The sequence below is a fragment of the Lentzea xerophila genome, assembly GCF_051094245.1.
GTDB lineage: Bacteria > Actinomycetota > Actinomycetes > Mycobacteriales > Pseudonocardiaceae > Lentzea > Lentzea xerophila.
This window is the reverse complement of the sequence record NZ_CP194934.1, coordinates 6,294,303-6,319,040: the sequence shown is the minus strand read 5'-3', so window position 1 is coordinate 6,319,040 and position 24,738 is coordinate 6,294,303. Positions and strand designations below refer to the sequence as shown.

The window sequence follows — 24,738 nt, the reverse complement described above, 5'->3', positions numbered from 1 at the left end:
GGGAAACCGCGTTGGCCACCTCAGGACCCGACTTCGCCATGACCGACTTCCTCGGGGCGCTCACGCACGCGGTGCGGCCCGACGGCGCGCGGCCGTTGGTCGTGCACGACGACGAGCTGGAGACGATCCCCGCGGGCGCGGTGCCGAACCCGACGACGCTGCGGATCGCGGGCAGGCTGCCGACGTCGACGTTCGAGCTGTTCCGGCAGGTGATCCCGCCGGGTGAAAGCTCCGACATGCAACGGCACTACCACGAGACCGTCCACTTCGTGATCTCCGGCGACGGGCACAGCGAGATCCAGAACGCCGAACCGGAGGAGTACGAGACGGTGACGTGGACTTCCGGCTCGTTCGTCTACACGCCGCCGTGGACGTGGCACCGCCACTACAACGACTCCAGCGAGAAGCCCGTCGAGTTCCTGACGATCGAGAACTCCCGGCTGCTCGCGCTGTTCGGGCTCGCCCGCAGGCAGAGCGCGGGGCTCGCGACCTTCGGCGAGGCCCGCGCCCGTTTCGACACATCAGAGTTCGATTCTTCAGAGTTCGATTCTTCTGGGGAGGACCAGTGATTCCCGAGCACGTCAGCATCTGGGGCGAACTGTCGCATGTGGACCATCTTGTGCGGCACGTCGACGTCCCGGTGCGCGGCCACACCGTGCGGACGAGGATCCTGCAGGCGGGGGCCGGGCCGGAACTCGTGCTGCTGCACGGTACCGGCGGCCACCTGGAGGCCTACTCGCGCGACATCGCGGGACTGGCGGAGGACTTCCACGTCACCGCCTACGACATGGTCGGCCACGGCTGGTCCGATCTGCCGGACCTGCCGTACACGATCGACGTGCTGTCCGAGCACCTCGTGGGACTGCTCGACGCGCTGGGCGTCGGGAAGGCGCACCTGTCCGGTGAGTCGCTCGGCGGCTGGGTCGCCGCGTGGGTCGCGGCGCACTTCCCCGAGCGCGTCGACCGGCTGGTGCTGAACACGCCCGGCAACATCGCGAACAAGCCCGAGGTCATGCAACGGATGCGGGACAGCACGATGGCGGCCGTGCTCGATCCGAGCGAGGAAACCGTGCGGCGGCGGGTCGAGTTCCTGTTCCACCACAAGGAGATGGTGACCGACGAGCTGGTGAACCTCCGTCGCCAGGTGTACTCGCGGCCGGGGTTCGTGCAGGCGATCACCAACACCTTGGTGCTGCAGGACCCGGTGGTGCGCAGGGACTTCGCGTGGGACCCGGCGTGGGTCGGGAAGATCGCGGCGCCGACGTTGCTGCTGTGGACCAGCCACGACCCGACGGGCGGCCTGGACGAGGCCGGCATGGTGCTGGACTGGCTGGCGGACGCGCGCCTGCACGTCATCGACGACGCCGGTCACTGGCCGCAATGGGAGAAGGTCCCGGAGTTCCTCGACACGCACCGCACCTGGCTGTTGCACGGAAAGGACCCCTCCTGATGGCGGAGATCATCGGTTTCGCCGGGATGTCGCACAGCCCGTTCGCGACACTGCTGCCGCCGGACGGGGACGGGCCGGGATCGGTGTTCCTGCGGGACGCGGACCGCGTGCGGCTGGCCGTGGAGGAGCTGGCGCCGGACGCGGTCGTGGTGATCGGGCCGGATCACTTCCACGCCAACTTCTACGACGTGATGCCGCCGTTCGTGCTCGGCGTCGAGGAAGCGGTGGGGTTCGGCGACTTCGGCAGCAGCTCGGGACCGTTGCCGGTGGCCAGGACGCTGGCCTGGTCGGCGCACAGCGGGGTGGCCGGCGCGGGGTTCGACGTGTCGCTGTCGTATTCGCTGACCGTCGACCACGGCATCGTGCAGAGCTACGAGATGATCACCGGCGGCACTTCGCTGCCGCTGGTGCCGTTGGTGGTCAACACGGCCGCGCCACCGTTGCCGTCGCTGGACCGTTGTGTGCAGCTGGGTCGCGCACTCGGGGCCGCGTTGCGGTCTTCGGAGTACCCCGGACGAGTGCTGGTCGTCGCGAGCGGCGGGTTGTCGCATTGGTTGCCGTCCAACGATCCGCGCGATCCGTCCGTGGTGGGGGAGCGGCGCGAGTCGTTGATCCGGGGCCGGGCGTACGCGAAGGAGTTCGCCGCCGCGCGCGAGCCGCGGGTGCGCGCGATGGGCGGGAACCCCGAGGCGAAGGTGAACGCGGTGTGGGACCGGTGGTTCCTCGACCGGCTGGCGGCGGGGTCGGCCGGTGAGATCGCCTCCGTGGGGCACGAGGCGCTGGAAGCCCATGCCGGCAGCGGCGGGCACGAGATCCGCTGCTGGCTCATCGGGCAGGTCGCCGTCGGCCTGCCGCTCATATGGACCAGCTACGAACCCGTGCCCGAGTGGATCACCGGCATGGGCATCGGAACCACTTTCCCGGTGACGGCTACCGGGTGAGGTCGAGGGCGATGTCGGTGAGCATGTCCTCCTGACCGCCCACCAGGCGCCGTCGTCCGGCTTCGAACAGGAGAGCCCGGACGTCGGCGCCGGTGCGCTCGGCGGCGATGCCGGCGTGGCGCAGGAACGAGCCGTAGACGCCCGCGTACCCGAGGGTGAGGCTCTCGCGGTCGACGCGGACCGGGTGTTCCATGAGCGGGCGGACGAGGTCGTCGGCGGCGTCCTGGAGCGCGAACAGGTCCGCGTTGTGCTTCCAGTCCTGGAGGTTCGCGACGGCGACGAACGGTTCGATCGGGCAGTTGCCCGCGCCGGCACCGAGTCCGGCCAGGGAGGCGTCGACCCGCGTGGCTCCTTCCTCGACGGCGGTGATGGAGTTCGCCACGGCGAGCGAGAGGTTCTCGTGCGCGTGGATGCCGATCTCGGTCCGCTCGTCGAGGACGTCGCGGTAGGCACGGATGCGGTCGCGGACGTCGTGGGAGAGCAGGCGGCCGCCGGAATCCGTTACGTAGACGCAGTTCGCGCCGTAGGACTCCATCAGCTTCGCCTGGCGTGCGAGCTCCCGCGGTTCGGCCAGGTGGCTCATCATCAGGAACCCGGACACGTCCATGCCCAGCTCGCGGGCACCGGCGATGTGCTGGGCGGCGATGTCGGCCTCGGTGCAGTGCGTCGCGACGCGCACGGATTTCACACCGAGGCCGTGGGCACGCTTGAGGTCGTGGAGGGTGCCGATGCCGGGCAGCAGCAACGTGGTGAGTGTGGCGTGGGTCAACGCTTCCGCGGCCGCCGCGATCCACTCCCAGTCGGTGTGGCTGCCCGGACCGTAGACGAGCGACCCGCCGCTGAGCCCGTCGCCGTGCGAGACCTCGACGGCATCAACGCCGGCCTGGTCCAGTGCCCTGGCGATCTCGGCGACCTTCGACGGCGTGATGCGGTGCCGCAGGGCGTGCATGCCGTCCCTGAGGGTCACGTCCTGCAGGTAGATCTTCATGCGCGCACCACCGCCGCCATCTCTTCCGCGACCCGGAGGGCCGCGCTGGTCATGATGTCCAGGTTCCCCGCGAAGGCAGGCAGGTAGTCGGCCGCACCCTCGACCTCCAGCAGCACGGTGACCTGGTGCGTCACCGGCTCTTCGGTGAGGGTGTGGGGCTGCTCCACCGGGTTGATCTGCACCCGCTGCTTGAGGCGGTAGCCAGGGACGTACGTGGCGACCTCGGCGACCATCTCCCCGACGGAGGCTTCGATCCGTTGCCGTGCCTCGGGATCCGGTGCGTTGACGAGCGCGAGCACGGTGTCGCGCATGGTGATCGGCGGGTCGGCGGGGTTGAGCACGATGACGGCCTTGCCCCGCCGCGCGCCGCCCACCTCCGCGATGGCGTGCGCGGTGGTCTCGGTGAACTCGTCGATGTTCGCGCGGGTACCGGGACCCGCGCTGCGCGACGCGATCGAGGCGACGATCTCCGCGTACGGCACGGGCGTGACCTTGCCGATGGCGGCGACGATCGGGATCGTGGCCTGGCCGCCGCACGTGACCATGTTGACGTTCGGGGCGTGCAGGTGCTCGTGGAGGTTCACCGTCGGCACCACCATCGGCCCGATCGCCGCCGGGGTCAGGTCGATGACCCGTTTCCCGTGCTCTGCCAGGATCTTCGCGTTGATCTCGTGAGCGTGCGCGGAGGTGGCGTCGAAGACGATCTCGACGTCCGCGAACTCAGGCATCCCGATGAGCCCTTCGATCCCTTCGGCCGTGGTCGCGACGCCGAGCTTGCGGGCCTTGGCGAGACCGTCCGACTCCGGGTCGATGCCGACGAGCGCCGCCACTTCCAGCGTCGTGGACCTCTTGAGCACCTTGATGACGAGGTCGGTGCCGATGTTGCCCGGCCCGATCACCGCGACCTTCGTGCGCATCACGCCTCCTGTTTCGCGAACGAGGCCCGCACGGTGCCGAGCCCGGTGATGGTCGCCTCGACGTGGTCGCCGGCCTGGACCCCGGTCATCGGGCCCAGAGCGCCGCTGAGCACGATGTCGCCGGCCCGCAACGGGTCGCCGAGCTTCGCCGCCATCGTGGCGAGCCAGGCGAGCGCGGTCAGCGGATCGCCCAGGCAGGCGGCACCGGTCCCGGTCGAGCGCTCCTCACCGTTGACGCTGAGCACCATCGACACGTCCCTGGGCACGACGTCGCCCAGCCCGACCCGCTCGGTGCCGAGGACGAACAGCCCCGACGAGGCGTTGTCCGCCACCGTGTCGGCGAAGGTGATGTCCCAGCCGGCGATCCGGCTGTCCACGATCTCCAGCGAGGCCCGGACGTGCCCGACCGCCGCCGCGACGGTCTCCTCGTCGAACGGCCCGTCGGTGAGGTCCGCCGTCAGCACGAACGCGAGCTCCGCTTCCACCTTCGGCTGCAACAGCCCGGACGTCGGCAGCTCGGCGCCGTCCTCGTAGGTCATGTCGTCGAGCAGCACCCCGAAGTCCGGCTGGTCCACCCCGAGCTGACGCTGGACCGCCGGGGAGGTGAGGCCGATCTTGCGCCCCACGACGGCGGCGCCGCCGTCGATCCGGGCGGCGACGTTGAGTTGCTGGACCGCGTAGGCCTCGTCGTCGCCGATGAGGTCGCGCACGGGCGCACAGGGCACCCGGTCGCGTGCTGCGGTGGCGAGCCGCTCCGCGGCCGTGCCGACGTTGTTCATGCCGGCAATGGTGGCGTCGCCGGCGGCCTCCTGGACACTGCGGAGTTCCGATGAGCGGAACTCATGGCACGATCAGGTGATGACCGAGGTGCCGAACACCCTGCTGGGCAAGGTGATGTCGGTGCTGAACGCCTTCGGTGCCGACGACGACGAGCTCGGCTTCGCGGAACTGGGCAGACGCACCGGCCTGGCGAAGGCGACGCTGCACCGCCTGCTGGGCGACCTGGCCGACGCCCGCCTGCTCGACCGCGGCACGCGCGGCTACCGCCTCGGCGGCCACCTGTTCCAGCTGGGCATCCGCGCGTCCGTCGAACGCCGCCTGGTCGAGGTGTCCACGCCTTACCTCGAAGACCTCTACGAACGCACCCACGAAACCGTCCACCTCGGACTCCGCGAGGGCCACGAGGTCATCTACGCAGCCAAGATCGGCGGCCACCGCCAGGCGTCCTCGCCCTCACGCCTGGGCGGCCGCATGCCGCTGCACGCCACCGCGATCGGCAAGGCCCTGCTGGCCCACTCACCCACGTCCGTGCGCACGGCGGTGCTCGCGTCCCCGCTCGCCCGCCGGACACCGCGCACCGTCGTCACCCCCGGCATGCTCCGCCGCCAGCTGGCCGCGATCCGGCAGACGGGCGTCGCCTACGAGTTCGAGGAGTCCAGGATCGGCCTGGCGTGCGTGGCCTCGCCGGTGCTGGACCACGAGGGCAACGTCGTGGCCGCGGTCAGCGTCGCCGGCCCGGCCACCCGCTTCGATCCTCGCGCGCACGCGGCTTCGGTGCATGCCGCGGCCACCGGTATCGCGCTCACGCTGATCCGGCGCGCGACGCTGTCGTCCGGCACCTGATATCCGATATATCGCTCGCCTCCTTCGGGGTCGAGTCCGTGTCGTCCGTGCGCGATATCCGATATATCGGTCGCGAGCTCCTAGGTCCAAGCCCATGCGCACCGCCCCGCGATATCCGATATATCAGCGCGCCAACTCGTCGTCCCCCACGCCGTTGCACCACTCACCGATATATCAGTTATGCAAAAGACGTTTGCGGACGACCGCAAACGTCTTTTGCATAAGGTTGGATAAGCGCAGGTCAGAAGGCTTTCACGTCGAGGTAGGCAGCGAACGTCCCGAGCCAGTGGTCGGCCATGTAGCCGTGCCCGCCGAACACGTAGGTCCACCCGGCCTCGCGGTGCACGGCCGAAGCGGCGCGGGCCAGTGAGGCATAACGGTGCCCGTCCGGCAGGGCCTCCGCGATCGCCTCCCAGTTCCAGGCGCGCGACAACGCGAGCCCGGCCAGGTGTGAGCCGTAGGGGTCGCTGGGGTCGTCGACCGGGTATGGCTCACGCAGCACGCGCCACCGCTCGGAGTCGAGCTCCGGCAGGTAGGCGTCGAACCAGCTGGCGAAGTCCGCGGGGTTCAGCGCGCGCCGCATCAGGTCGGCCGTCGTCAGCGCGGGCGACAGGAAGTCGGCGGCGTCCGGCTCGAAGCCGCCGTAAGCGACCTCGTCCCGGTGCCACCGCAGCGCCGCGTCGGCGCAGGCGGAGACCAGTTCGGTGTCGCCGTTCGCCTGGGCGGCGTCGAACACCAGGCCCGTCGCGAACGCGGTGTTGCTGTGCGTGCCGGTGCGGATCGGCAGCCGCGCCGCCGAGATCCACTCGAGCCACCGGTCGCGCAGCACGTCCGCGATCGGCGCCACCGACCACGGCAGCCCGGAGGTGCGCAGTTCGGCGTCGAGCAGCAGCAGCCACGCCCACCCGTACGGCCGCTCCCAGTGCCGTCCGGCCGGTGAGGCGAAGAACGAGGCCTCGACGGCGCAGTTGTCGGGCGTGATCAGCTTGTCCAACGCGTCACGTGCGGCGTCGGCACCCGCGAGAGAGGGGCGCAGGCGTAGCAGCCGCACGGCCAGCCACGTCTGGTGCACGCACGAGTGCCAGTCGAACGATCCGGCGAACACGGGGTGCAGCACCCGTTGCGGCACGAGCCGGTGATCGCCGTCGATCACGTGCGTCCAGTGCACCGGGTGGTCGCGTTGGATGTTGTCGATCGCGATGCCCAGCAGCCGGGTGGCGGTGCTGTCATCCAATCGGGTGGCGTCCATGGCCCACATCATGCAGTGCGGCGTCTCAACAGGGCAGGGGCGGATAGTTGACTGGTAACAGACTTCGGGTGGCGCGGGACCGCGGGCGAGCAGCTGACAAGGCCCGGCCCGTTCTCTCAGTGTGGGACAACTAGGATGAGCAGCGTGAACTGGACCGTGGACGTGCCCATCGACACGCTTCCCGAGCTTCCGCCGCTGCCTCCCGAGATGCGCAAGCGCCTGGACGACGCCCTGTCGCGCCCGGCTGCCCAGCAGCCGGAGTGGCCCGACGCCGAACAGGTGCGTCGCGTGCGGACGGTGCTCGAGAGCGTGCCGCCGATCACCGTGCCCGCCGAGATCGACCGGCTGCACACGCAACTGGCGCAGGTCGCGAACGGTGAGGCGTTTCTCCTGCAGGGTGGTGACTGCGCGGAGACGTTCGCGGACAACACCGAGCCGCACATCCGCGCGAACATCCGGACCCTGCTGCAGATGGCCGTGGTGCTGACCTACGGCGCGAGCCTGCCGGTGGTGAAGGTCGGCCGCATCGCCGGCCAGTACGCCAAGCCGCGTTCGTCGGGCATCGACGCGCTCGGCCTGCCGTCCTACCGCGGCGACATCATCAACTCCCTGGTCGCGACCCCCGAGGCCCGCGTGGCCGACCCCGGCCGCATGATCCGCGCCTACGCGAACGCCGGCGCGGCCATGAACCTGCTGCGGGCGCTGACCGGCGCGGGTCTGGCCGACCTGCACCGCGTGCACGACTGGAACCGCGACTTCGTGCGCACCTCGCCCGCGGGCGAGCGCTACGAGGCCCTGGCCGGCGAGATCGACCGCGGCCTGAAGTTCATGTCGGCGTGCGGCGTGAACGACCAGTCGCTGCACGGCACGGAGATCTTCGCCTCGCACGAGGCGCTGCTCCTCGACTACGAGCGCGCGCTGCTCCGCCTCGACACGACGGGCGACGAGCCCCGGCTGTACGACCTGTCGTCGCACTTCCTGTGGGTCGGCGAGCGCACCCGGCAGCTCGACGGCGCGCACATCGCGTTCGCCGAGATGCTGGCGAACCCGATCGGTCTCAAGATCGGCCCGACGACGTCGCCGGAGATGGCCGTCGAGTACGTCGAGCGCCTCGACCCGCGCAACCAGCCGGGCCGCCTGACGCTCATCTCGCGCATGGGCAACCAGAAGGTGCGCGACGTGCTCCCCGGGATCGTGGAGAAGGTCGAGGCCAGCGGCCACAAGGTCATCTGGCAGTGCGACCCGATGCACGGCAACACGCACGAGTCGAGCACCGGCTACAAGACCCGTCACTTCGACCGCATCGTCGACGAGGTCCAGGGCTTCTTCGAGGTGCACCGGCGCCTGGGCACGCACCCCGGCGGCATCCACATCGAGCTCACGGGTGAGGACGTCACCGAGTGCCTCGGCGGTGCGCAGGAGATCTCCGACGACGACCTGGCCGGCCGCTACGAGACGGCGTGCGACCCGCGCCTGAACACGCAGCAGTCGCTCGAACTCGCGTTCCTCGTCGCCGAGATGCTGCGCTCCTGAGGGGTTTGCTGAAGACGAGCTGAAGAACGAAGGGCCCCGCGTCGAGAACGCGGGGCCCTTCGCTTTGTGCTGGTCAGAGGCCGAAGATGGTGATCTCGGTGCCTCGCTCGACCCGCGTGCGTGGCGGGATCGACTGGTTCACGACGGTCGCGTTGCCGCTCCTGTTGAACTCGACCTTCACCTTCAGGCCGGCCTTTTCGAGCTCTTCCTTGGCGTCGCGGACCTTCTTCCGGGTCACGTCGGGAACCTCGACCTCACGGTCCTTGTTCTCGTAGAAGACGGTCACCCGCTTGGCCCGCGTCGGGTCCAGGACCGTGCCCGCGGGCGGATCCGTCCGCACCACGCGCGACTTCTCGTCTTCGGGGCCGTCCTCGCCGCCCGCGTCGACCGGCTCCAGACCGGCGCGCTGCAGTTCGGCGAACGCCTCGTCCTTGGTCTTGCCCGTGACGTTCGGCACCGGCAGGCGCGGCGGCGGACCCTTGCTCAGCACGAGGGTCACCGGGCTGTCGAGGTTGAGCGCCGTGCCGGGGCGCGGGTCGAGCCCGACGACCTTGCCGATCGGCACGGTGTCGTGGAACGCGTCCTTCGCGGCGTCCTTGACCGCCTTGAGGCCCGCGGCCTCGATCTCCTTGGTCGCGGCGTCCACCTCGGCGCCGACGTTGATGAACGGCACGACGGGCTTGCCGCGCGACACGACGAGCTTGACGGACCCGTTCTTGCGCAACTCCGTGTTCGCGGCGGGATCGGAACTGATGACGGTGCCGATCGGCACGTCGTTGGACGGCACCTTCTCGACCAGCGCGATCAGGTCGGCCTGCTGGACCAGCAACGCCGCGTTCTGCTCGGACTGGCCGGCGACCGCCGGCATCACCGTCCAGCGACCCGCGCCGACGTACCAGGAGAACAGGCCGACGATCAGCGCCAGCACGGCGACCACGGAACCCCAGATGATGAAGAGCTTCTTGCGGCGCTTGCGCTCTTCCTCGACCGGGTCGACCTTCGGCCGCTTCTTCTGCGGGGGCCGGCGCCGCGGTGGCTCCGGCCGCTGCATCGTGCGCGTGGCGGAGATGCCGGGAGGCGGCGTCGGCGGACCGGTGGTGACCGTGGTCACAGCCGCGTTCATCGGCGGGTTCGGCACCACGGGCCTCGTCGCCTCGGCGGCCGTCGGGGGAGTGGCACCGACCGCGACGGGCACCGGTCGCATGATGACCGTCCTGTCGTTCTCGGGCGCCGTGCCGGGAACGGGCACCGGCTGCGGCGAGAGGCCGAGCTCCGAACCCACGCGCTCGAGTTCCGCGAGGAACGCGTCCGCGTTCACCGGTCGCAGCGCCGGGTCGCGCCGCGTCGCCTTGCGCACCAGCGTGTCGAGCGCCAGCGGGATCTCCGGAACCGACGGGACGTCCGAGTTCACGTGCTGGTAGGCCACCGAGATGGCCGTGTCGCCGCGATAGGGCGCCTGACCCGCCAGCATCTCGTAGAGCACGATTCCGGCCGAGTAGACGTCACTGCGCGCGTCCGCGACGCCCGTCTCCACCTGTTCGGGTGAAAGGTAGGCGACAGTGCCCAGGATCTCACTGTCGCTCGTGACGCCGTTCTCGGCGATCGCGCGGGCCAGCCCGAAGTCCGCCACCTTGACCTGGCCACCGGGTCCGATCAGCACGTTCTCCGGCTTTACGTCGCGGTGCACGAGCCCGGCGCGGTGCGCCGCGCCCAACGCCGACAACACCGGTCCGAGGATGCTCAACGCCACGGCCGGAGCGAGCTTGCCGCGCTGGTTGAGCAGGTCACGGAGGTTGCCACCGTCGATCAGCTCCATCACCAGGTACACCTGGTCACCATCGACGCCCTGGTCGTGCACGGACACCACGGCAGGGTGATGCAACTGCGCGGCCGCGCGCGCCTCTCGCTCGAAGCGCGCCACGAACGCGGGGTCAGCGGTCAGGTGAGGATCCATCACCTTGATGGCGACATCGCGATCGAGACGGGTGTCCCGACCTCGATAGACGGTGGACATGCCACCGCGCGCCAGCACGGAGTCCACCCGGTAGCGCTGCTCCAGCAGTCCACCCATCACGTTCGAAACCGACCTCTCCACAGTGCGAGATGGTAAAGCTCAGGATGACCCGGTTGGCGGAAGGGCGTTCCCAGTTCGGTTATGGCATCGTGACCCCCGTGAGTGCGATTCCTGCCGCTGCGGATGTACTGGCTGCCGACCTGGAGGTTCTCGGCCTCCCCGAGGTGGCCGACCGAATGGGACTTCCGGTTACCCGGGTCCACCAACTGCTGCGCGACGGGCAACTGCTCGCCGAGCGGCGGGCCGGCGTTCTCGTCATCCCGGAGGCGTTCCTCGCCGCCGGAGGCGTGGTGAAGGGTCTGCCCGGCACCATCACGGTGCTGCGCGACCAGGGCTTCTCCACGGACGAGATCCTGCGCTGGCTCTTCACGGAGGACGAAAGCCTCCCTGGCACTCCGATCGAAGCATTGCGCGGAGACCGTGGGCGTGAGGTAAAGCGACGCGCCCAGTCGATGGGCTTCTAGTTCACCCGTTGCAGCGGTTCCAGGCGTCTCAGCGAGCGAGAGGCGCCTGGAACCCCTGAGCTGGTGCACATGATCACCAAAACTCTCGTCGCCGGCCTCGCCGCCTTCGGGCTGCTCCTCTCGCCGGTCGCCGCGACCGCCGCCCCGGCCACGCAGGCCAAGCCGACCACGCTGGAACTCGACGCCGGTGGCGCCAAGGTCAAGCTCAAGAAGGGCGACAAGCTCCAGATCAAGGGCAAGCTCGGTGTCCGGGGCGAGCGGCAGCTGACGCTCGGCCTCGACGTGTTCGCCCAGGTCAGGGTCGGCGCCTCGGCCTGGACCAGCATCTACACCAAGAACTGCCAGCCGAACGCGACGTTCACCGCGAAGCTCACCATCGATGCCTCCGCCGACCTGCGGCTCTACTTCCCCGGCACGAACGTCTACGCCTCCGCGACGTCGAACATCGTCGGAGTGATCGTGATCTAAAGCGGAGATCATCTCGTCGCCGTGCGCACGGGCAGGGCGTGGGCGAGCAGTGCCCGGCAGGTTCCGGGCACTGCCACCGCGAGCCGTCGTGCGCCCGGCACCGACACCCGTCGCCACAGCACCTCGCAGCCGACGAGCCCGAGGATGTCGCGGTACAACGTGAACGCCGTCCGCATGCAGGGCCGCGACGACGCGGACAGCATCGCGATGCCCGGCTCGGCCGACTGATATACCGCATATGAGTGCGCGACGAGGTCGTCGAGCGCCCGTTGCACTCGGACGTTTGCGCGACGATGGCGACGACACCATTGCAAAAGGTCGCGGTCGACGCCGTGCGCGCCGAGGACGTCCTGCGGCAGGTAGACCCGGCCGCGGTCGAGGTCCTCGCCGACGTCGCGCAGGAAGTTCGTCAGCTGGAACGCCACCCCCAGCCGCGCCGCGTACGGTTCGGCCTCCGCACGCGGCACGACGGTGCCGAGCACCGGCAGCATCTGCAGCCCGATGACCTCCGCCGAGCCGCGCATGTAGACGCCGAGCGCGTCGAGGTCCGCGTACTCGGTCACGTGGAGGTCCATCCGCATCGACGCGAGGAAGTCCGCGAACAGCGACCTGTCGATGTCGTAACGGCGAACTGTGTCCGCCAGCGCGTGCAGCAGCAGGTTCGACGGGGCCTTCTCCAGGAGCCGTTCCAGCCGGTCGAGCTCGCCCTCGCGGTCGGTGACCCCTGCCGCGTCGACGATCTCGTCGGCCCAGCGCGCGAACGCGTACAGCGCGTGCACCGCGGGCCGCTGCTCAGGCCGCAGCAGCGTCGTGGCCAGGAAGAACGTTTTGCCGTACCGCGCGTTCACCCGGCGGCAGGCGGCGTAGGCGGCGCCCAAGTCCACGGGTCGCGCCTCACTCGTAGCGGGTGGACAGGCCGAACGGGTCCGGCTTCACCAGCGACCACGCCGCGAGGCCCGACACCGCCAGCGCGAAGAACAGGTAGCCCCACGAGTACAGCGCCGTGTCGCCGTTCGGGAACGTCACCAGCAGCAGGAACAGCGACGCCAGCGTCACCGTGACGAGCGCGCCCGTGCTCCACGCGAACCCGGCGGCCATGGCGAGCGGCCAGGTGAAGTACCAGGGCAGCGTCGCCGGGGACAGCAGCGCGACCGCCAGCATCGTCAGCGCGCCGCGCCGGATGCCGTCGCGCACGTCGCCGTCGCGGGCCGCCCACCACTGCGTGTACGCGATCCAGACCAGCACGAGGGAGCCGAGCGTCCGCGCGACGCCGATGAAGATGCCGCCGTCGACGTAGACGAACCAGTTCACGACCATGCGGGCGAAGTCGCCGACCGCGCTCGGCAGCGACAGCCAGTTGATGATCATCGACGAGCTGCGCAGCGCCGGGATCCAGCCGAGGGTCACCCCGGCGATCACCGTGCACACTGCGAACGTCCCGAGGAACGCCACGAGACCCGGCAGCAGCGCCTTGCGGAACTGCGCGCGCTTGTCGCCGTCGAGCCGCGCCGCCCAGATCCAGACGAGGAACGGCACGATCACGACCGCCGTCGCCTTCACCGAGAACGCGAGGGCGAGCAGCACGAAGCCGAGCACGTGCCTGCGGTCGAGCACCAGCAGCACGCCCGCGGCCATCAGCCCGATCATCAGCAGGTCGTTGTGCGCGCCGCCGACCAGGTGGATCAGCACCAGCGGGTTCGCCGCGACCAGCCACAGCGCGACCGCCGACTTGCCGCCCAGGTGCCTGCTCAGGCCCGGCAGCGCCCAGCACAGCAGCACCAGCCCGCCCGCGAGCGAGAGGCGCATGGCGACGACGCCGAGGATGACGCTCGCGTCGGTGGCCCACACGATCGCCTTGGCGATCAGGATGAACAACGGCCCGTACGGCGCCGGCGTGTGCTGCCACACCCAGCTGACGTTCTCGCTGAGCGTGCTCTGCAGCACGGCGGGCCCGACGGTGTACGGGTCGTACCCGCTCAGCGCGAGCTGGCCCTGCGCCAGGTAGCTGTAGATGTCCTTGCTGAACAGCGGCGGCGCGAAGAGCAGCGGCAACGTCCACACCGTCACGGCGACCAGCACCGCGAAGTCGCCGATCTCGCCCCACCGCACGAGGCGGCCGAGCCTGATCCACGCCCAGATGACGAGGCCCAGCCCCAGGTACAGGACCATGCTCGCGAGGTCGCGGCCGTGGCCGTAGCGCAGCCAGCTCAGCCCGACCTGGGCGAGCAGCGGGTCGCGATCGAGGATCGCGCCGGCGCCCATGCCCCCGAGCGCGATCAGCGCCACGCCCAGCAGGCCGAGCATGGTCGTGCGGATGGGGATGGCATAGGTGTTCGTGCGCACGACTGGTTGAAGCTCCTGTGGAGACGCCTCGGAGCTCGTGCGGGGAAGGGACGGAGTTGCTGCCATCGCCCGAACATCGTTGCACAACGCGCGGAAGCGTCCGCAGGCAACAGGCCACACGGTCACAAGGAGTTAATCAACTCTCAGGGAGAGGCTCATGATCGACTTCAGAAGGCCCGCTTCGTCGAGCTGATCGCGAGGCCGGCGAGCCTGGCGGCGGCCGGTTCGGCCACGGGAGCCGCGTCGAGTGCGGCCAGCGCGCTCTTCGTCAGGTCCTCGATGCGCTCCTCGACGGCGTCGACGGCGCCGACCTTCACCAGCGCCCGGCGGACCTCCTCGACGGTGTCGAGGTCGAGGTCGGGCTTGCCGAGAGCGCGATCGAGGATGTCGGCGCCGAACTGCATGCCGAGCGCCACGAGCAGCGTCCGCTTGCCCTCGGCGAGGTCGTCGCCCGCGGGCTTGCCGGTGACCTCCGGGTCGCCGAACACGCCGAGCAGGTCGTCGCGCAGCTGGAACGCGACGCCGATGTCGGCGCCGAACGTCCGCAGGCCGGCGATCAGCTCGGGTGAGCCGCCCGCCATCGCCGCGCCCATGTGCAGCGGCCGTTCGACGGTGTACGCGGCGGTCTTGAGCCGGTCGATGCGCAGCGCGGCGTCCGGGGACGAGTCGCCCCGCGCCTGCGTCAGCACGTCGAGGTACTGGCCGGCGAGCATCTCGGTGCGCATGTCCCGCCACGGCTCGCTCATCCGGCGCAGCACCTCCGACGGCAGCCCGGCGGCGAAGAGCATGTCGTCCGCCCACGCCAGCGCGATGTCGCCGATCAGGACGGCCGCCGACATGCCGAACCGCTCCGGCGAACCGAGCCAGCCCTGCTCGCGGTGCCGCGCGCCGAACGCGATGTGCACCGTCGGCTTGCCCCGGCGCACCGAGGAGGCGTCCATCAGGTCGTCGTGGATCAGCGCGCACGCCTGGATCAGCTCGAGCGAGCTGACCGCCGTGAGCACCTCGCCCGCGAGCTCGCCGTCCGGGTCACCGCCCGCCGCGCGCCAGCCCCACCACGCGTAGGTCGGTCGGACGCGCTTGCCGCCGCCCAGCACGAAGCCGGAGAGCGCGTCCACCGCGCTCGCGAAGCTCGGGTCCATCGCCTCGCCGGACGCGCGCCGGGAGGCCAGGTACGTGGTCAGCGCTTCGTCGACGTGCTGGGGCAGGGCAGCGTCGATTGGGTGGTGGGACACAGGTCCATGGTCCGCTGTGTCCGGTGCCACCCGCATGCCGGGGCCTGCGTACCACATCGTGAGCGGGTGTCTCAGCTACCGGAAGTACCACTAGGGTTGGTCGCATGACATCGGTGGTCGAGCGGCTCCAGGGCGAGCCACCCAAGTTCTCGGTGGAGTTCCTGCCACCGCGGGACGCCGAGGACGAGAAGGTCCTCTGGAGGGCCGTTCGCGAGCTGGAGGGCCTCGACCCGGCCTTCGTGTCGATCACCTATGGCGCCGGCGGGTCACGCCGGGACCGCACGATCCGGGCCACCGGCCGCATCGCGCAGGAGACGACACTGCTGCCGGTCGCGCACCTCACCGCCGTCGACCACTCGGTGGCCGAGCTGCGCAACGTCATCGGCTGGTACGCGGCGATCGGCGTGCGCAACGTCCTCGCGCTGCGCGGCGACCCTCCCGGTGACCCGATGGGCGAGTGGGTCGCGCACCCCGAAGGCCTCAACTACGCCGACGAGCTGGTGAAGCTCGTCCGCGAGCTCGGCGACTTCTGCGTGGGCGTGGCGGCGTTCCCGTACGGGCACCCGCGCTCGGCCGACCTCGACACCGACCTGAAGTTCCTGCTGCGCAAGCTCGACGCGGGCGCGGACTACGCGGTGGCCCAGCTGTTCCACGCGCCGGAGCCGTTCCTGCGGCTGCGCGACCGGGTGGCGGACGCGGGCTGCTCCGCCGCGATCCTGCCCGGCATCATGCCGATGCTCTCGCCGCGCGGCCTGGCCAAGATCGTCGAGCTGTCGGGCGCCGACCTGCCGCTGGACATCTCGCGCAGGCTGGAGCCGTACGCCGACGACGTGGCGGGGTTCCGCGCCACCGGCATCGACATCGCGACCGAGATGTGCCAGCGGCTGCTCGACGAGGGCGTGCCCGCGCTGCACTTCTACACGATGAACAGGGCGAAGGCGACGCGGGAAGTGCTGGGGCGCCTGGGTTTGGTCACGCGCGCCTGAGCTAGTGCCGCGTCAGCCAACCTCCGCCGCGTCTTCGGCGCTCAGCAGGCCGCCTCGCGGCACCGGCCCCGCGCCCCGGTACAACCAGTACAGGGACGCGGGGCCGGCACCACGATACGGCCGTCTGAACACCGAATACGGGGCAAAGGCTGACTGACGCAGCACTAGATGTGATGTCCAGGGACGTTGTTCCGGACGTGATGGCCTGTCGTGAAGACAGGTGAAGGCCTCTGGATGTGAAGTGGAGCTGTCTAGGAACCGCTTCACACACCGGAGGCCTTCGTGTCCCACCCTAACGCCACGCTGACCCCACGGACTCGACTGCGCTTGGCTCGCCTGATCGTGGAACAGGACTGGCGGCCCGCCGAAGCGGCGAAGATGTTCATGGTCGCGGAGCGAACCGCACGCAAGTGGGCCGCCCGCTATCGCGACGAGGGCGGGGCCGGGATGCTCGACCGCAGCTCGCGTCCGCGTCACAGCCCGAACCGCACACCCGAACCGCTCGTGCGGCAGATCGTGCTCCTGCGCTGGCGGCACCGGCTGGGCCCGGTCCAGATCGCGGGCCGGCTGGGCCTGGCCGCCTCCACCGTGCACGCCGTGCTGGTGCGCTGCCGGATCAACCGGCTCTCCCGCATCGACCGCGTCACCGGCGAACCCCTGCGCCGCTACGAACACCCCCACCCCGGTTCGCTGATCCACGTCGACGTCACCAAGTTCGGCAACATTCCCGACGGCGGCGGACACCGCTTCGTCGGACGCCAGCAAGGCGACCGCAACAAGCGAGCCATGCCAGGCCTGCCCAAAGGCAAAGACTACAAACCCTTGACCGGCAAAGCCTTCCTGCACACGGTCGTCGATGACCATTCCCGCATCGCCTACGCCGAAATCCACACCGACGAACGAGGCGACACCGCTACCGCCGTCCTGCGCCGCGCGACCGCCTGGTTCCGCGAGCACGGAGTCGTTGTCGAACGAGTCCTGTCCGACAACGGCTCCGCCTACCGCTCCTTCGCCTGGCGCGACGCCTGCGCAGAACTTGGCATCCGGCACAAACGCACCAGGCCCTACCGGCCTCAGACCAACGGCAAGGTCGAACGCTTCCACCGCACCCTGGCTGACGGCTGGGCCTACGCCCGCCACTACCAGTCAGAAACCGAGCGCCGAACCGCCCTGCCCGGCTGGATCCATTTCTACAATCACCACCGAGCCCACTCCGCCCTCGGAGGCCAGCCACCCATCACCCGGCTGACCAACCTCCCTGGACATCACAACTAGACGACGGTGCTGCGCTTGTGCGCGATGAGCGCGAGAACGACGACGATCAGCGCGGCACCGCCGGTGAGCCCGGCGACCAGCAGCGCCCAGCCGAAGAACGAGTTGGAGTTCTGCCCCGCGTACTGCACGGTCGCCTGCAGCATCGACGCCTGACCGGGTTTCGGAGACCACGCGATCGTGTTGTTCTCCTCCTCGCGGCCGTTGGTGTTCACGATCTTGCCAGGGAAGCTGACCTTCACCTGGATGTCCGCGCGTTCCACGGGCACCTGGGTCAGGTCGACCGACCCCGAGAGGGTGACGAGATCACCCGACCGGCGGAAGTTGAGGCTGTAGCGGCTGTTCGACGAGCTGGTCGACGTCGCGAGCGTCCGCATCTCGTCGAACGACAGGCCGTTGAAGAACAGCTGCGTGCCGGCGTACGCCTCCACCCGGTACGGCTTGGTGGTGACGCGGCTCGCGAGCTCCGGCGGCACCTTGAGCTGCGGGCCGGGGTCGTTGTCCTGCGTGGGCGGCGTGGCCGCGACGATCTCACCCGAGATGCGGTCGTCGTCCGACACGGCCATGGCCGCGTACACGCGAACGCAGCCACTCAACGAAAACAGGGTGAGCAGCAAGAAGACCGGCACCAGCAGTGCCCGGGATCGACGCACCCGGACATCCTGCCAGCACGGCCCGGACGACGCAGGATCCCTCCGAAGGTCGTGAGCTTGACTAACTACCTTTTGGTGTGGAGGGGTGCGAGGTAGCGTCTCGGCGCATGGCATCCGTGCACGAAATCAGCAACAAATACGTCAGCGACTACGTGGCGCTGGACCCCATCACCGCCACCAGCCTGGGCTTCGCGGGAGCCGACGACCAGCTGACCGATCTCTCACCGGAAGGGCACGCGGCGCGCGACGAACTCGCCGTCCGCGCTCTCGCCGCCATCACCGCCGCGCAGCCCGCGGATGCCTCCGAGGAGGCGGCACGCGCCGTCTTCCAGGAACGGACGGGCCTCGAGCACGAGCTGTACGAGTCCGGTGAGACCGAGTCCTCGCTGAACGTCATCGCGAGCCCGATCCAGTCGGTGCGCGACATCTTCGACCAGATGCCGACGGACACCCCGGAGCAGTGGGCCACGATCGGCCGCCGTCTCTCCGCCGTGCCCGCCGCACTGGACGGTCTGCGCGCGTCGCTCTCGCACGCCGCCTCCCGCGGCCGCGTCTCCGCGCTGCGCCAGGTCACCAGGGTGGCCGAGCAGTGCGACACCTTCGCCTCGACGTTCTTCGGCCCGTTCGCCGCCTCGGCCGACGTCGACGGCTCGGTGCGCTCCACCCTCGACGCCGGCGCCACCGCCGCTGCCGCCGCCTACGCGGACTTCGCCACCTTCCTGCGCACCACGCTGGCCCCGCAGGCGCCCGCGAAGGACGCCGTCGGCGAGGAGCGCTACCGCCTCGGCTCGCGCTACTTCACCGGTTCGCGGCTCGACCTGGCCGAGGCCTACGCGTGGGGCTGGGAGGAGTTCCTCGGCATCGAGGCCGAGATGAAGAAGGTCGCGGCCCGGCTCAAGCCCGGCGCGACGCTGGCGGAGACCGCGGCCTACCTCGACGAGCACCCGCGCTACCAGGTCCACGGCCAGGACGGCCTGCAGGCGTGGATGCAGGAACTGTCCGACAAGGCCCTGCTCGACCTGCGCGACGTGCACTTCGACCTGCCGGACGCGCTGATGAACCTCGAGTGCAAGATCGCCCCGCCCGGCGGTGCCGTCGGCGCCTACTACACGCAGCCGACCGCCGACTTCTCCCGCCCCGGCCGCATGTGGTGGTCGATCGCCGAGGGCAAGACGGTGTTCCCGACCTGGCGCGAGACCTCGACGGTCTACCACGAGGGCGTGCCGGGCCACCACCTCCAGTGCGCGACGGCGGTGTACCAGTCGGAGACGCTGAACGACTTCCAGCGCCTGATGTGCTGGGTGTCGGGCCACGGCGAGGGCTGGGCGCTGTACGCGGAACGCCTCATGCGCGAGCTCGGCTACCTCGACGACGACGGCGACCTGCTCGGCATGCTCGACGCGCACCTGTTCCGCGCGGCCCGCGTGATCATCGACATCGGCATGCACCTGGAGCTCGAGATCCCGGCCGGCACCGGCTTCCACCCCGGCGAGCGCTGGACGCCCGAGCTCGGCCTGGAGTTCATGCTCACCAGGACGCTCTCGGAGCCCGCGCACGTCCACGACGAGATCGACCGCTACCTGGGCTGGCCGGGCCAGGCCCCGGCCTACAAGATCGGCGAGCGCCTGTGGCTCGCCGCGCGCGAGGACGCGAAGGCCCGCAAGGGCGCCGACTTCGACCTCAAGCGGTTCCACAAGGAGGCGCTGGAGATGGGTGCGATGGGCCTCGACACGTTGCGAGAGCGTCTCGCCGCTCTCTGACACCAACCTCGTTGCAACGCTCTGACCTGCCCTGATGGCCCCTTATGCAAAAGACGTTTGCGGACGTCCGCAAACGTCTTTTGCATAACTGATATATCGGTGCGCTGATATATCGGATATCAGGTGCCGGCTGCGCGGCTGTCGCCGAACGGTTCGCCGTCCGGTCCCGCGCATCTCAGCCCTGAGCGCGCGGCCTCCAGAATGCTCAAGCGGTGCGTCGTCCTGGGCCGGCGGCGCGCTCGAAATCGTCGGCGCTCGTCACGCCGGATCGGCCCACCGCACGCGCACGCGGCTGGTGATCGGCTCCGGGTCGTCGGTCCGCACGAACTCGAGCCACGGGCCCGGCTCCGGTCGCACCGAGGCGAACCCGTCGCCGCTGCGGACCACCGGATGCCCGGTCGCCCGAGCCGACGCCAGCGGGTCACGCGAGTCGATGACGACGGCCGCGATCACCCCGGGGTACTCGGGCCGCGGCTCCAGGACGCAGAACTCGTTGCCCTGCGGATCGCGCAGCACCACCCACGGCACGTCGGCCTGACCGACGTCGGCATGCTCCGCGCCGAGCTTCAGCGCACGCGCCACGATGTCCGCCTGGTGTTCGAGCGAAGCCGAGGCCAGGTCGATGTGCACCTGGTTCTTCTCGATTTTCGGAACGTCGCTCCACACGAACGTCAGCTCGATCTCGTCGCCGGCGAACTCGGACCAGAACGCGGCCAGCGCGGGCGGATCCGCTGCCTCGAACGTGATTTCCACGCGTGCGAGGGTACTGTCTCGCGCGTGGCGAAGCTGGTGCTCGGACCGCTCCTCAGGTATGTCGACGACAAGTCCGCGACGGTGTGGGTCGAGACGGACGCCTCGTGCGCCGTCACGATCGCCGGCCACACCGAGCGAACATTCCAGGTGGCCGAACAGCATTTCGCCCTCGTCAAGCTCGAGAACCTCGGCCCGCGCACCGAGTACGACGTCAGGCTGGACGCCGAGGTGGTCTGGCCGGAACCCGGCAGCGACTTCCCCCAGCCGGTCATCCGCACCGGCGAGGTCCGCCGGATCGCCTTCGGGTCGTGCCGGGCCGCTCCCGGCCAGCCGGTCGGTGACGACGCACTCGACGCGTTCGCGCAACGGCTCATGAAGACACCGGAAGCCGACTGGCCGCAGGCGCTGATCCTGCTGGGAGACCAGGTCTACGCCGACGAACCCACCGAGGCCACCAAGCAGTGGCTGCGCGACCGCCGGCACGGCACGAAGGAGCCGGACGGCGAGGTGGTGCACTTCGGCGAGTACGCCCGGCTCTACCACGAGACCTGGGGCGACCCCGAGATCCGCTGGCTGCTGTCGGTCCTGCCCACCTCGATGATCTTCGACGACCACGACGTGCGCGACGACTGGAACACGTCCGCCGTGTGGCGCGAGCAGATGGCCGAGAAGCCTTGGTGGCGCGACAGGATCCGCGGCGCCATCTCCTCCTACTGGGTCTACCAGCACCTCGGCAACCTCGGCCCGGCCGAGCTCGCCGGGAATCCCCTGTACGCCAAGGTGAAGGCCCAGGGCACCGACGTGCTGCCGTTGCTGGAGGAGTTCGCCGAGGAGGCGGACAAGGAGACCGGGGGCCGCAAGTCCACGTTCTGGAGCTACCGCCGCGACTTCGGCCGTGCCCGGCTGCTGATGGTCGACACGCGCGGCGGCCGCATCCTCGCGGAGGACAGGCGGCAGATGATCAACGACGCGGAGTTCGACTGGATCGAGCGCAACACCGACGGCGACGTCGACCACCTGCTGATCGGCTCGTCGCTGCCGTGGCTGATGCCGCACGGGCTCAGCCACTTCCAGTCCATCAACGAGGTCGGCGCGCGCAAGCCCGGCTGGCAGGGCAGGGCGGCGGAGAGCATCCGCCAGGTGCTCGACCTGGAGCACTGGCCGGCGTTCCGCGAGTCGTTCGACCGGCTCTCCCGCATGATCGAGAAGGCCGCGAACAGCGGTTCCGCGACGGTGTGCGTGCTCTCCGGCGACGTCCACCACAGCTACGTCGCCGTGGCCGACTTCCCCCGGCCCACCAAGGCCGTGGTCGCGCAGCTCGTGTGCTCGCCGGTGCACAACGAGCCGCCGAAGGCGCTCGAGCCCATGTTCCGGCTCGCGTGGTCGCGAGCCGCCGGGTGGCTGTTCCGCCGGATCGCGACGTTCGTCGGCGTGCCGGATGACCTGATGCGCTGGCGCAAGACCAGCGGCCCGCACTTCGGGAACTCCGTGGCGCTGCTGGACTTCGACGGTCGCAGCGCCCGTTACCGGTTGTTCTCGGCAACGGGCGCGGAGACCGCGTCGGTGCTACTTGGTGGCGAGCCGCAGTAGCGCCCACAGCTGGGCGATCGCGTCGTCGTCGCCGACCGTCGTGACCATCCGGTCGGGCAGCCGTCCCCACAGCCAGCGGTACATCGTCATCGGGCTCGCCGACACCTGCGCGTCGGCGACGTGGGCGTCCTCCGGGTCGACCACGCGCCACGCCGACGAGCCGCGCGGGCCGCAGCGCGTGAGCCATAGGTGGTCCTCGACCTCGACGGTGACGAGGCTCTCGCGCGACCCCCGCACCCCGAGCACGTCCAGCTTGTGCCCCAGCCACAACGTGAGCACCTCGTCGACGCCGTCGAGCGCGACCTCGTCGGTGACGGCGCCGACCTCCATGCCCGCGGCACCCTGGACGTCCATGCGGTGCACCGTGGTCTCGTGCGCGAGCCGTCGCCGCCAGAACCCGTAGTTCTGCTGATCGGGCCACCACGTCGCGCACGGCTCGTTCTCCTCATGTGCGCCAAGCTCCGCGAGGACGGCCTCCGCGCCCGACCGCATGAAGTCGAGCGAGCTCTCCCCGGCCTCGGGGTAGTCCTGCCACTCGCCGGTCCCGGGTTCGCGGCCGAGCCTGATCCACTCCAGGGTCCTGCGGTAGCCGCTGCCGACGTGCCGCACGGTCTCCCCGAGGTTGAGTCCGGGACAGGCGGGCACGCCCTTGTGCGGTGGCTGGCCGATCGCGGACATGGCGAGCAGTTCCGCCTCACGACGCAGGATGTCGAGAGGGTTCACCGCTTCGCCTCGTTCATCACACGGTCGACGAGCGTCACGAACTGATCGGTCTGGCGTACCAGGTCGTCGGCCGTGCGTGCGTTGACGTGCCTGGTGATGCCCGCGAGCACAGCGGCCCGGGTGGACGACCACGAAGCGAAGAAGGTGGCCCACTCGCTCATCTCCGGCGCGATCGCGGCGAGCAGCACCCAGGCGCTGGTCGGTTTCGACCGTCCTCGATGGGGTCGTCCGCGTAACGCGAGCACCGCGGCGGCGGCGCGCAACGCGGCGAGGTAGGCGGTCGCGAACCGCTCAGGTGGCTCCGGTGTGCGTTCCGATTCGGCGAGTGACTCGCGGGCCTGCCGCAGCAGTGCGAGCGCAGAAGCGGGTGGCAACGGGATGGGGAAGGCTGCCGGACTCGAAATCTCAGCTGTCATCTCGGCCTCCTCGTGGCGTCGGTGAACGACGTCTCCGCCGAGGGGAAGCCGGCGGCTCTCGGAGGTGGGGTGCTTCCCCCACCCCACCTCCGAGGCATGGTGCGACTCGAACACATGTTCGAGCCCGCTTCAGCGTAGCTCCCGGCCGATGGATTCCTCAACCCGCCCCACCACGTGGGCCCGAGTCGTGGTCTGATGGTGACGTGAGTGCGCTCGAACACCCCGGAATCCGCAAGGTGGCGGAAGCCCTGCCTCCCGCCACCGCCGAACGCATCGTCGTGCTGCCGGACGCGGTACGGACCGCGGCGGCCGCGGCGCAGGCAGTGGGTGTGCAGGTCGGCGCGATCGCGAACAGCCTGGTGTTCGCCGCGGTGCGTGGCGGCGAGGCGGCCCCGCTGCTGGTGCTGACCTCGGGCGCACACCGCGCGGACACGTCACTCGTGGCCGAACTGGTGGGGGCGGACGCGGTCAAGCGCGCCGACCCGGAGTTCGTCCGCGAGCACACGGGCCAGGTGATCGGCGGCGTCTCGCCGGTCGGGCACCCGGCGCCGATCGAGACCCTGGTGGACGAGTCGCTGTCCGGCTACGAGGAGATCTGGGCGGCCGCCGGTCATCCGCACGCCGTCTACCCCACGACCTTCGCGGAGCTGGTGGCACTCACCGGCGGACGCGTGGCGGTGGTGTCGGCATGACGGCCGCGCCGCGCCTGGAGCGCATCGTCGAGATGACGGCCGCGGAGCTGAACGTGCGGCTGGGCGAAGCGCTCGCGCTGTACGTGACCGCGATGAACTACCCGCCCGGCACCGTCGAGCAGCGCGCCCCGATGTGGCTCGCGCACATGATGCGCGAAGACTGGCGGTGCGTCGTCGCGCTGGGGGAGCAGGACGAGCTCGTCGGCATCGGCTACGGCTACCGCGGCGCGGCCGGCCAGTGGTGGCACGAGCAGGTGCGGCGCGGGCTGATGGCCGTCTCGCCGCCCTCCGTCGTCGACGAGTGGCTCGCCGACTACTTCGAGCTGACCGAGCTGCACGTCCTGCCGCGTGCGCAGGGCCGTGGCCTCGGTCAGGACCTGTTGCGCCGGCTCCTGGACGGCGTGCCGTCCTCCCGCGTGCTGCTGTCGACACCCGAAGGCCCGAGCAAGGCGTGGAATCTCTACCGCCGTGTCGGCTTCGTCGACGTGCTGCGGCGCTACCAGTTCACCGGCGACCCGCGCCCGTTCGCGGTCCTCGGCCGTGTGCTGCCCCTCGCCTAGAAGCGCAGAACACCGAACAGAAGCCCAGAACACCGAACCCCGAGTCGC

General features: G+C 70.1%; 25 protein-coding genes. 13 read left to right on the top strand and 12 right to left on the bottom strand.

What is annotated here, in order from left to right:
- The first annotated feature begins 11 nt into the window (after window positions 1-11).
- The 3 genes from ACRSBM_RS29885 to ACRSBM_RS29875 are packed head-to-tail and all read left to right on the top strand — an operon-like array spanning window position 12 to window position 2,391.
- On the top strand, window positions 12-569 hold the full coding sequence (locus ACRSBM_RS29885; protein ID WP_434448358.1) for a cupin domain-containing protein: 558 nt from the start codon (window positions 12-14) through the stop codon (window positions 567-569).
- Window positions 566-1,450, top strand: a complete 885-nt coding sequence (locus ACRSBM_RS29880; RefSeq protein WP_434448356.1) for an alpha/beta fold hydrolase — start codon at window positions 566-568, stop codon at window positions 1,448-1,450. The genes ACRSBM_RS29885 and ACRSBM_RS29880 overlap by 4 nt, the downstream gene beginning before the upstream one ends.
- Entirely contained in the window at window positions 1,450-2,391 is a 942-nt protein-coding gene (locus tag ACRSBM_RS29875; RefSeq protein ID WP_434448354.1) for a 2,3-dihydroxyphenylpropionate 1,2-dioxygenase, read from the top strand. The genes ACRSBM_RS29880 and ACRSBM_RS29875 overlap by 1 nt, the downstream gene beginning before the upstream one ends.
- On the opposite strand, the gene dmpG is transcribed toward ACRSBM_RS29875, so the two are convergent.
- The 3 genes from dmpG to ACRSBM_RS29860 are packed head-to-tail and all read right to left on the bottom strand — an operon-like array spanning window position 2,381 to window position 5,075.
- Window positions 2,381-3,379 carry a 4-hydroxy-2-oxovalerate aldolase gene (dmpG, locus tag ACRSBM_RS29870; protein ID WP_434448352.1) on the bottom strand — a complete coding sequence of 333 codons (999 nt, stop codon included), beginning with the start codon at window positions 3,377-3,379 and terminating at the stop codon, window positions 2,381-2,383. The genes ACRSBM_RS29875 and dmpG overlap by 11 nt on opposite strands.
- Window positions 3,376-4,296 carry an acetaldehyde dehydrogenase (acetylating) gene (locus ACRSBM_RS29865; protein ID WP_434448350.1) on the bottom strand — a complete coding sequence of 307 codons (921 nt, stop codon included), beginning with the start codon at window positions 4,294-4,296 and terminating at the stop codon, window positions 3,376-3,378. The genes dmpG and ACRSBM_RS29865 overlap by 4 nt, the downstream gene beginning before the upstream one ends.
- Window positions 4,296-5,075, bottom strand: a complete 780-nt coding sequence (locus ACRSBM_RS29860) for a 2-keto-4-pentenoate hydratase (RefSeq protein WP_434448348.1) — start codon at window positions 5,073-5,075, stop codon at window positions 4,296-4,298. Before ACRSBM_RS29860 ends, ACRSBM_RS29865 begins: the two co-directional genes overlap by 1 nt.
- Before the next feature lie 79 nt (window positions 5,076-5,154).
- On the opposite strand from ACRSBM_RS29860, the gene ACRSBM_RS29855 reads away from it, so the two are divergent.
- Window positions 5,155-5,919: an IclR family transcriptional regulator gene (locus tag ACRSBM_RS29855; RefSeq protein ID WP_434448347.1), complete on the top strand. Its 765-nt coding sequence runs from the start codon at window positions 5,155-5,157 to the stop codon at window positions 5,917-5,919.
- Between the two features lie 241 nt (window positions 5,920-6,160).
- On the opposite strand, the gene ACRSBM_RS29850 is transcribed toward ACRSBM_RS29855, so the two are convergent.
- Entirely contained in the window at window positions 6,161-7,168 is a 1,008-nt protein-coding gene (locus ACRSBM_RS29850) for a DUF2891 domain-containing protein (RefSeq protein WP_434448345.1), read from the bottom strand.
- A 144-nt stretch (window positions 7,169-7,312) separates the two neighbouring features.
- On the opposite strand from ACRSBM_RS29850, the gene ACRSBM_RS29845 reads away from it, so the two are divergent.
- On the top strand, window positions 7,313-8,701 hold the full coding sequence (locus ACRSBM_RS29845; protein WP_434448343.1) for a class II 3-deoxy-7-phosphoheptulonate synthase: 1,389 nt from the start codon (window positions 7,313-7,315) through the stop codon (window positions 8,699-8,701).
- 73 nt (window positions 8,702-8,774) lie between these two features.
- Here ACRSBM_RS29845 and pknB read toward each other — a convergent pair whose 3' ends face one another.
- A complete protein-coding gene (gene pknB, locus ACRSBM_RS29840; RefSeq protein WP_434448340.1) occupies window positions 8,775-10,796 on the bottom strand; it encodes a Stk1 family PASTA domain-containing Ser/Thr kinase in 2,022 nt (673 codons plus the stop codon).
- 77 nt (window positions 10,797-10,873) lie between these two features.
- Between pknB and ACRSBM_RS29835 the strand changes: the two genes are divergently transcribed.
- Together ACRSBM_RS29835 and ACRSBM_RS29830 are read left to right on the top strand one after the other, a co-directional pair.
- Window positions 10,874-11,239 carry an Rv2175c family DNA-binding protein gene (locus ACRSBM_RS29835; RefSeq protein ID WP_434453263.1) on the top strand — a complete coding sequence of 122 codons (366 nt, stop codon included), beginning with the start codon at window positions 10,874-10,876 and terminating at the stop codon, window positions 11,237-11,239.
- 69 nt (window positions 11,240-11,308) lie between these two features.
- Window positions 11,309-11,707, top strand: coding sequence for a hypothetical protein (locus ACRSBM_RS29830; RefSeq protein WP_434448338.1), 399 nt, complete (start codon window positions 11,309-11,311; stop codon window positions 11,705-11,707).
- 8 nt (window positions 11,708-11,715) lie between these two features.
- Here ACRSBM_RS29830 and ACRSBM_RS29825 read toward each other — a convergent pair whose 3' ends face one another.
- From ACRSBM_RS29825 to ACRSBM_RS29815, 3 genes are all read right to left on the bottom strand, one after another.
- Window positions 11,716-12,591 carry a phytoene/squalene synthase family protein gene (locus tag ACRSBM_RS29825; protein WP_434448336.1) on the bottom strand — a complete coding sequence of 292 codons (876 nt, stop codon included), beginning with the start codon at window positions 12,589-12,591 and terminating at the stop codon, window positions 11,716-11,718.
- 10 nt (window positions 12,592-12,601) lie between these two features.
- On the bottom strand, window positions 12,602-14,050 hold the full coding sequence (gene mptB / locus ACRSBM_RS29820; RefSeq protein WP_434448335.1) for a polyprenol phosphomannose-dependent alpha 1,6 mannosyltransferase MptB: 1,449 nt from the start codon (window positions 14,048-14,050) through the stop codon (window positions 12,602-12,604).
- Between the two features lie 167 nt (window positions 14,051-14,217).
- A complete protein-coding gene (locus ACRSBM_RS29815) occupies window positions 14,218-15,321 on the bottom strand; it encodes a polyprenyl synthetase family protein (protein WP_434453260.1) in 1,104 nt (367 codons plus the stop codon).
- Window positions 15,322-15,389: 68 nt separating this feature from the next.
- Between ACRSBM_RS29815 and metF the strand changes: the two genes are divergently transcribed.
- Window positions 15,390-16,271, top strand: a complete 882-nt coding sequence (metF, locus tag ACRSBM_RS29810; protein ID WP_434448333.1) for a methylenetetrahydrofolate reductase [NAD(P)H] — start codon at window positions 15,390-15,392, stop codon at window positions 16,269-16,271.
- 282 nt (window positions 16,272-16,553) lie between these two features.
- Window positions 16,554-17,546 (top strand): IS481 family transposase, encoded by a 993-nt coding sequence (locus ACRSBM_RS29805; protein WP_434448331.1) that lies wholly within the window; start codon window positions 16,554-16,556, stop codon window positions 17,544-17,546.
- On the opposite strand, the gene ACRSBM_RS29800 is transcribed toward ACRSBM_RS29805, so the two are convergent.
- A complete protein-coding gene (locus ACRSBM_RS29800) occupies window positions 17,543-18,196 on the bottom strand; it encodes a DUF3153 domain-containing protein (RefSeq protein WP_434448330.1) in 654 nt (217 codons plus the stop codon). The genes ACRSBM_RS29805 and ACRSBM_RS29800 overlap by 4 nt on opposite strands.
- A 107-nt stretch (window positions 18,197-18,303) precedes the next feature.
- Here ACRSBM_RS29800 and ACRSBM_RS29795 point away from each other — a divergent pair, with 107 nt between their 5' ends.
- Window positions 18,304-19,956, top strand: a complete 1,653-nt coding sequence (locus tag ACRSBM_RS29795) for a DUF885 domain-containing protein (protein WP_434448328.1) — start codon at window positions 18,304-18,306, stop codon at window positions 19,954-19,956.
- 258 nt (window positions 19,957-20,214) lie between these two features.
- On the opposite strand, the gene ACRSBM_RS29790 is transcribed toward ACRSBM_RS29795, so the two are convergent.
- Window positions 20,215-20,709 (bottom strand): VOC family protein, encoded by a 495-nt coding sequence (locus ACRSBM_RS29790; RefSeq protein ID WP_434448326.1) that lies wholly within the window; start codon window positions 20,707-20,709, stop codon window positions 20,215-20,217.
- Between the two features lie 24 nt (window positions 20,710-20,733).
- Between ACRSBM_RS29790 and ACRSBM_RS29785 the strand changes: the two genes are divergently transcribed.
- Window positions 20,734-22,299: an alkaline phosphatase D family protein gene (locus ACRSBM_RS29785; RefSeq protein WP_434448324.1), complete on the top strand. Its 1,566-nt coding sequence runs from the start codon at window positions 20,734-20,736 to the stop codon at window positions 22,297-22,299.
- Here the strand turns inward: ACRSBM_RS29785 and ACRSBM_RS29780 are convergent.
- Both ACRSBM_RS29780 and ACRSBM_RS29775 read right to left on the bottom strand, forming a co-directional pair.
- Window positions 22,276-23,022, bottom strand: a complete 747-nt coding sequence (locus ACRSBM_RS29780; protein WP_434448322.1) for a maleylpyruvate isomerase N-terminal domain-containing protein — start codon at window positions 23,020-23,022, stop codon at window positions 22,276-22,278. The genes ACRSBM_RS29785 and ACRSBM_RS29780 overlap by 24 nt on opposite strands.
- The gene (locus ACRSBM_RS29775; RefSeq protein WP_434448320.1) at window positions 23,019-23,438 is read right to left on the bottom strand and encodes an SAV_6107 family HEPN domain-containing protein; all 420 of its coding nucleotides are present in this window, start codon (window positions 23,436-23,438) and stop codon (window positions 23,019-23,021) included. Before ACRSBM_RS29775 ends, ACRSBM_RS29780 begins: the two co-directional genes overlap by 4 nt.
- 203 nt (window positions 23,439-23,641) lie before the next feature.
- On the opposite strand from ACRSBM_RS29775, the gene ACRSBM_RS29770 reads away from it, so the two are divergent.
- A complete protein-coding gene (locus ACRSBM_RS29770) occupies window positions 23,642-24,130 on the top strand; it encodes a YbaK/EbsC family protein (RefSeq protein WP_434448319.1) in 489 nt (162 codons plus the stop codon).
- The gene (locus ACRSBM_RS29765; protein ID WP_434448317.1) at window positions 24,127-24,690 is read left to right on the top strand and encodes a GNAT family N-acetyltransferase; all 564 of its coding nucleotides are present in this window, start codon (window positions 24,127-24,129) and stop codon (window positions 24,688-24,690) included. The genes ACRSBM_RS29770 and ACRSBM_RS29765 overlap by 4 nt, the downstream gene beginning before the upstream one ends.
- Window positions 24,691-24,738: the final 48 nt, after the last annotated feature.

Excerpts from the sequence above, each read along its gene's own strand:
- ACRSBM_RS29875 (WP_434448354.1), top strand. The coding sequence starts at position 1,450 with ATGGCGGAGATCATCGGTTTCGCCGGGATGTCGCACAGCCCGTTCGCG.
- dmpG (WP_434448352.1), bottom strand. The coding sequence starts at position 3,379 with ATGAAGATCTACCTGCAGGACGTGACCCTCAGGGACGGCATGCACGCC.
- ACRSBM_RS29865 (WP_434448350.1), bottom strand. The coding sequence starts at position 4,296 with ATGCGCACGAAGGTCGCGGTGATCGGGCCGGGCAACATCGGCACCGAC.
- ACRSBM_RS29860 (WP_434448348.1), bottom strand. The coding sequence starts at position 5,075 with ATGAACAACGTCGGCACGGCCGCGGAGCGGCTCGCCACCGCAGCACGC.
- ACRSBM_RS29855 (WP_434448347.1), top strand. The coding sequence starts at position 5,155 with ATGACCGAGGTGCCGAACACCCTGCTGGGCAAGGTGATGTCGGTGCTG.
- ACRSBM_RS29850 (WP_434448345.1), bottom strand. The coding sequence starts at position 7,168 with ATGGACGCCACCCGATTGGATGACAGCACCGCCACCCGGCTGCTGGGC.
- ACRSBM_RS29830 (WP_434448338.1), top strand. The coding sequence starts at position 11,309 with ATGATCACCAAAACTCTCGTCGCCGGCCTCGCCGCCTTCGGGCTGCTC.
- ACRSBM_RS29815 (WP_434453260.1), bottom strand. The coding sequence starts at position 15,321 with ATGCGGGTGGCACCGGACACAGCGGACCATGGACCTGTGTCCCACCAC.
- metF (WP_434448333.1), top strand. The coding sequence starts at position 15,390 with ATGACATCGGTGGTCGAGCGGCTCCAGGGCGAGCCACCCAAGTTCTCG.
- ACRSBM_RS29795 (WP_434448328.1), top strand. The coding sequence starts at position 18,304 with ATGGCATCCGTGCACGAAATCAGCAACAAATACGTCAGCGACTACGTG.
- ACRSBM_RS29775 (WP_434448320.1), bottom strand. The coding sequence starts at position 23,438 with ATGACAGCTGAGATTTCGAGTCCGGCAGCCTTCCCCATCCCGTTGCCA.
- ACRSBM_RS29765 (WP_434448317.1), top strand. The coding sequence starts at position 24,127 with ATGACGGCCGCGCCGCGCCTGGAGCGCATCGTCGAGATGACGGCCGCG.